Consider the following 5,283-nt stretch of genomic DNA (forward strand, 5'->3'; position numbering starts at 1 on the left):
GGGGGATCGGGGTGCGGCGGTGGGTGTTGAACGCGACCGTGCCGATGTCGTACGACCGGGACGACCCCGCCGACCACCTGGCCGAGCTGGCCCGCCGGCTCGGCCTCGACGGGCCCGGCGTGGGGCTGCTGACCGGTGTCGACGTCGGCGAGGTGGTCACCCGGACCGACACCGGCGTGCAGGTCTGGGCCACCGTCGGCCTGGGTATCCCGATTCCCGCGGCGGCGCCCGCCGTGGCGGCACCGGCGCAGCGGGTCGGCACCGTCAACATCGTGGCGTACGTCCCGGCCCGGCTCGGCGACGCGGCGCTGGTCAACGCGGTGGCCACGGCCACCGAGGCGAAGTCCCAGGCGATCGCGGAGCTGGGGCTGCCCGGCACCGGCACCCCGACCGACGCGGTGACCGTCCTCTGCCCGCCGGACGGGCCGGCCGATGCCTACGGCGGCCCGCGCTCCACCTGGGGTGCGCCGCTGGCCCGGGCGGTGCACGCCGCCGTGCTGGCGGTCGGGACCGACACCGTGCCATGGTCGGATCGGCTCCCGGGCTGAAACTCCCCACCCGATCGGCCGTCGTGGCTTCGTTACCTGCCCGGTAGGGTCGCCCACGATGTATGCTGCCGCCCCCCTCGCGTCCCGGCCGCGCCGCCACGCCGTGGCCCGGCCGCGCCGCCACGCCGTGGCCCGGCCGCGCCGCCACGCCGTGGCCGCGCTCGGTGCGCTGCTCGTCGCCCTCCTCCTCGCCGGCTGCGCCGACTCCGCCGACCGGCCGATCTGGCAACCCGGCACAGGCGGTGGTGGCACCGGCGCACCGGTCAAGACGAAGCCCCCCGAGGTCAAGACGATCTCCCTCTCCGCCACCGGCGACATCGTCATGGCCATGGCGCCCAACCGGATGCCGCCCAACAACGGCAAGGGCTTCTTCGACTCGGTCAAGAAGGCGCTCGCCGCCGACCTGGTGATGGGCAACCTGGAAGAGCCGCTGACGGTGGACACCGGCACCGGCAAGTGCGGGGCCAACTCCACCCGCTGCTTCCAGTTCCGGGCCCCGCCCGAGTACGCCGCGCACCTCGCCGACGCCGGCTTCGACCTGCTCAACCAGGCCAACAACCACGGCTACGACTTCGGGCCGAAGGGGTACGAGAACACCCAGAAGGCGCTGGAGGAGCACGGCCTCGCGCACAGCGGCGCGCCCGACCAGATCACCGTGCTCGACGTCAAGGGCGTCAAGGTGGCGGTCGCCGGCTTCTCGTCGTACCGCTGGTCGAACAGCCTGGTCGACATTGCGGCCGCGAAGAAGGTCATCGAGAAGGCTGCCGACCAGGCCGACATCGTCGTGGTGCAGGTGCACATGGGGGCCGAGGGGTCGGAGATGACGCGGGTGCGGCCGGGCACCGAGATGTTCCTCGGCGAGAACCGGGGTGATCCGATCAAGTTCTCCCGGGCGATGATCGACTCCGGTGCCGACCTGGTCGTCGGCCACGGTCCGCACGTGCTGCGCGGCATGGAGTTCTACAAGGGTCGGCTGATCGCGTACAGCCTGGGCAACTTCGCCGGTGGCGGCAACTCGCTGAGCAACACCGGCCGCCTCGGCTGGGGCGGGGTGCTGAAGGTGTCGCTCAAGCCGGACGGCAGCTGGGGCGGCGGCACGTTCACCTCCACGTACATGGACGGGAACCGCAAGCCGACGATGGATCCCGACGACCGCGGCCTCGGGCTGCTCCGGGACCTCACCAAGCTCGACTTCCCGGACAGCGGCGCCCAGTTCACCGACACCGGGAAGATCAGCCCACCGGACCGGGACTGACCCGGTCCGGACGCGAGGCCGGGCAGAAGAGTCTGCCCGGCCACGTAGGCTGGCCGTCGTGACCAGAAGTGCCACCGAGACCGACCTCGGGCGGACCCGTCGCGCGCGCCGGATCGGCCGCCTGCTGACCGAGACGCATCCCGACGCGCACTGTGAACTCGACCACACCAGCCCGCTGGAACTGGCCGTCGCCACCATCCTGTCGGCCCAGTGCACGGACAAGAAGGTCAACGAGGTCACTCCGAAGCTCTTCGCCCGCTACCCGACCGCCGCCGACTACGCCGCGGCCAACCGGGGCGAGATGGAGGAGCTGATCCGGCCCACCGGTTTCTACCGCAACAAGACCAACTCGCTGATTCAGCTCGGCCAGGCCCTCGTCGAGCGCTACCACGGCCGGGTCCCCGGCCGGTTGGCCGACCTGGTGACGCTGCCCGGGATCGGTCGCAAGACCGCCAACGTGATCCTCGGCAACGCGTTCGACGTCCCCGGGATCACCGTCGACACGCACTTCCAGCGGCTGGTGCAGCGCTGGCGGCTGACCACCGAGACCGACCCGGTCAAGATCGAGCATGAGATCGGGGCGATGTTCCCGAAGCGCGACTGGACCATGCTCTCGCACCGGATCATCTTCCACGGCCGCCGGGTCTGCCACGCCCGCAAGCCCGCCTGCGGGGCGTGCACGCTGACCAAGCTCTGCCCGTCGTACGGCACCGGGCCGACCGAGCCGGCCGCGGCGGCCAAGCTGCTCAAGGGTCCTCGGGCGCGCGACCTCGCGGCAGCCGCCGGGGTCGACCCGGAACTGGTGCCGGTGCAGGCGGTCCGGGCGGAGGCGCCGTGATCCGCCGGCTCGCCCTGCTGTCCGTACCGCTGCTGCTGCTGGTCACCACGGCGTGCACCGCCGAGACCGAGGCGCCCACGCCCAACCGGCCGGACGCGGTGGCCGGCCGGCCGTCACCGTTCCAGGACTGCGCCGCCCTCACCGCCGCCCCGGACGGCTCCGGTGGCAGCGCCGTGGAGGGAGCCGCTGGCGGTGAGCTGCTGCCCGAGCTGACCCTCACCTGCTTCACCGGCGGGGCCCCGGTCGCCCTGCGGGAGGTACGCGGGCCGGCCGTGGTCAACATCTGGGCCTCCTGGTGCCCGCCCTGCCGCAAGGAACTGCCCGCCTTCCAGCGGCTTAGCGAGCGCGCCGAGGGGCAGCTCCGGGTGATCGGGGTGAACAGCCAGGACAGCCGCGGCGCGGCCCAGTCCATCGGCGAGGACTTCGGCGTACGGTTCCCGATGCTGGTGGACCAGGGCGAGGCGGTGCAGCGAGCGCTGCACCGCAAGGCCTTCCCGCTGACCATCTTCGTGGCCGCCGACGGCCGGATCCGGCACATCGACACCTCCGGCGCGCTCGACGACGCCCGGCTCACCGAACTCGTCCAGCAGCACCTCGGCCTCTCGGTGCCGGCGTGAGCGAGCACCAGCGAGCGAACCATCAGCGCAGTGCTGGGCCGGCTCAGGCCGGCGCCGAGCGAAGCGAGGTGACGGCGTGAGCCGACCGCCGGGCTGGATGGAGCCGCTGCTGGACCGGCTCGGCACCGCGCGTACCGAGGACTTCACCCAGCTGCTCACGCCGGAGAGCGGCGGCCGGGAGAGCGCCGTGCTGGTGCTGCTCGGCGAAGACGCGGGCACCGGGCCGGACGTGCTGGTCCTGCAGCGGGCGGCAACCCTGCGCAACCATGCCGGCCAGCCGGCGTTCCCCGGCGGGGCCGCCGACCCGGAGGACGCCGACGCCGCCGCGACCGCGCTGCGCGAGGCGAACGAGGAGGTCGGTCTCGACCCGGTCAGCGTCACCGTCCTGGCGGAGCTGCCTCGGCTGTGGATCCCGGTCAGCGACTTCGTGGTGACCCCGGTGCTCGCCTGGTGGCACGCGCCGCACCCGGTGCACCCCCGGGAGCCGGCCGAGGTGGCGCACGTCGCCCGGCTGCCGATCGCCGAGCTGGTCGACCCGGCCAACCGGGTGCGGGTACGCCATTCGAGCGGCTGGATCGGGCCCGCGTTCTCCGTCCGCGGGATGCTCGTCTGGGGTTTCACCGCCGGGGTGCTGGCGGCGCTGCTGGAGATGGGCGGCTGGAGCCGGCCGTGGCCCCGCGACCGCGTGATTGATCTTCCGCCCACCGGGGCGTCGCCCGCACCGTCGGCCGGCACCGACGCGGTCGACGAGAGCGCTGTGCGCTGATCACGCGGTCACCTTCCGCAAGCGATCGTCATCCCGCGAGCCTGTGGCCCGTACGCTTGAGCCGTGTCGGCCGTGGATCTCGTCCTGTTGTTGCTCATGCTCGTGTTTGCGATCAGCGGATACCGACAGGGGTTCGTCATCGGGGTCCTGTCGTTCTCCGGGTTCTTCCTCGGTGCCCTGATCGGTCTCCAGGTCGGGCCGATGTTCGCCGATCAGTTCGTCGACAGCGGCACCCGGGTGCTGATCTCCCTGGTCGCCATCTTCGGCCTGGCCGTGGTCGGCCAGGCACTCGCCGGCTGGCTCGGCTCCCACCTGCGCCGCACCATCGCCAATGACGCGGCTCGCCGGGTCGACGACGTCGGCGGCGCGTTCGTCTCGCTCTTCGCGGTGCTCCTGGTCGCCTGGCTGGTGGCGGTGCCGCTCGGCTCCTCCTCGCTGCCCTGGCTGGCCGCCTCGGTACGCAGCAGCGCGTTGCTCAACGTGGTCGACCGGGTGCTGCCCCATCAGGCCCAGCAGCTGTCCACCGCGCTGCGGGACACCGTCGACACCAACGGCTTCCCGGACGTCTTCGACGGTCTCCGGCGTACCCAGGCCCGGCAGGTCGAGCCGCCCGACCCGGCGCTCGCCGGCTCCGAGGTGGTGACCAACGGCCAGCGCTCGGTGGTCAAGGTGCTCGGCTCGGCCCCGAGCTGTTCCCGACGGATCGAGGGCTCCGGCTTCGTGTACGCCGACGACCGGGTGATGACCAACGCGCACGTGGTCGCCGGCACCCGTACGGTCGCCGTGGAGATGCGCGGCGACCGGTACGAGGGCGAGGTCGTCGTCTACGACCCGGACCGGGACCTGGCCGTGCTGTACGTACCCGGGCTGCCCGGCCCGTCGATGCGGTTCGCCGCCGGCAACGCGGCCACCGGCGCGGACGCCATCGTGCTCGGCTTCCCGCTGGACGGGCCGTACAACGCCCAGTCGGCGCGGGTCCGCGACGTCGACCGGATCACCGGGCCGGACATCTACTCCTCGGGGAACGTGACCCGGGAGATCTACACGATCCGGGCGTTGGTGCGCAGCGGCAACTCCGGCGGGCCGCTGGTCTCCGCCAACGGGCTGGTGCTCGGGGTGATCTTCGCGGCGGCGGCCGACGACCCGAACACCGGCTTCGCGGTGACCGCTGCCGAGGCCCGCCCGGTGGCGCTGGCTGGCGCCGAGCGGACCCGCGGCGTCGGTACCGGCGAGTGCACCTGACTGTCAGGGTCGGGGAG

Annotated in this window: 6 protein-coding genes; all 6 read left to right on the forward strand. The window is 72.8% G+C overall.

All coding sequences use genetic code 11. From position 1 onward, the window contains the following. Positions 1–548 (forward strand): adenosylcobinamide amidohydrolase (locus tag C1I95_RS31555; RefSeq protein WP_111219465.1); only part of this gene is annotated, 548 nt, incomplete at its 5' end. Between the two features lie 58 nt (positions 549–606). Further along, positions 607–1,803, forward strand: coding sequence for a CapA family protein (locus tag C1I95_RS31560; protein WP_111219467.1), 1,197 nt, complete (start codon positions 607–609; stop codon positions 1,801–1,803). Positions 1,804–1,861: 58 nt separating this feature from the next. Next, positions 1,862–2,641, forward strand: coding sequence for an endonuclease III (gene nth / locus C1I95_RS31565; protein ID WP_111219469.1), 780 nt, complete (start codon positions 1,862–1,864; stop codon positions 2,639–2,641). Beyond that, entirely contained in the window at positions 2,638–3,258 is a 621-nt protein-coding gene (locus C1I95_RS31570; RefSeq protein ID WP_111219471.1) for a TlpA family protein disulfide reductase, read from the forward strand. The genes nth and C1I95_RS31570 overlap by 4 nt, the downstream gene beginning before the upstream one ends. A gap of 76 nt (positions 3,259–3,334) precedes the next feature. After that, the gene (locus C1I95_RS31575; RefSeq protein ID WP_199524000.1) at positions 3,335–4,024 is read left to right on the forward strand and encodes an NUDIX hydrolase; all 690 of its coding nucleotides are present in this window, start codon (positions 3,335–3,337) and stop codon (positions 4,022–4,024) included. 63 nt (positions 4,025–4,087) lie between these two features. Beyond that, the gene (locus tag C1I95_RS31580; RefSeq protein WP_111219475.1) at positions 4,088–5,266 is read left to right on the forward strand and encodes a MarP family serine protease; all 1,179 of its coding nucleotides are present in this window, start codon (positions 4,088–4,090) and stop codon (positions 5,264–5,266) included. The last annotated feature ends 17 nt before the right edge of the window (positions 5,267–5,283 follow it).

The sequence above is a fragment of the Micromonospora craterilacus genome, from assembly GCF_003236315.1.
In the GTDB taxonomy this organism is placed as follows: domain Bacteria; phylum Actinomycetota; class Actinomycetes; order Mycobacteriales; family Micromonosporaceae; genus Micromonospora; species Micromonospora craterilacus.

Bases quoted from the DNA above. Each gene is read 5' to 3' on its own strand.
- C1I95_RS31560 (WP_111219467.1), top strand. From the start codon at position 607: ATGTATGCTGCCGCCCCCCTCGCGTCCCGGCCGCGCCGCCACGCCGTG.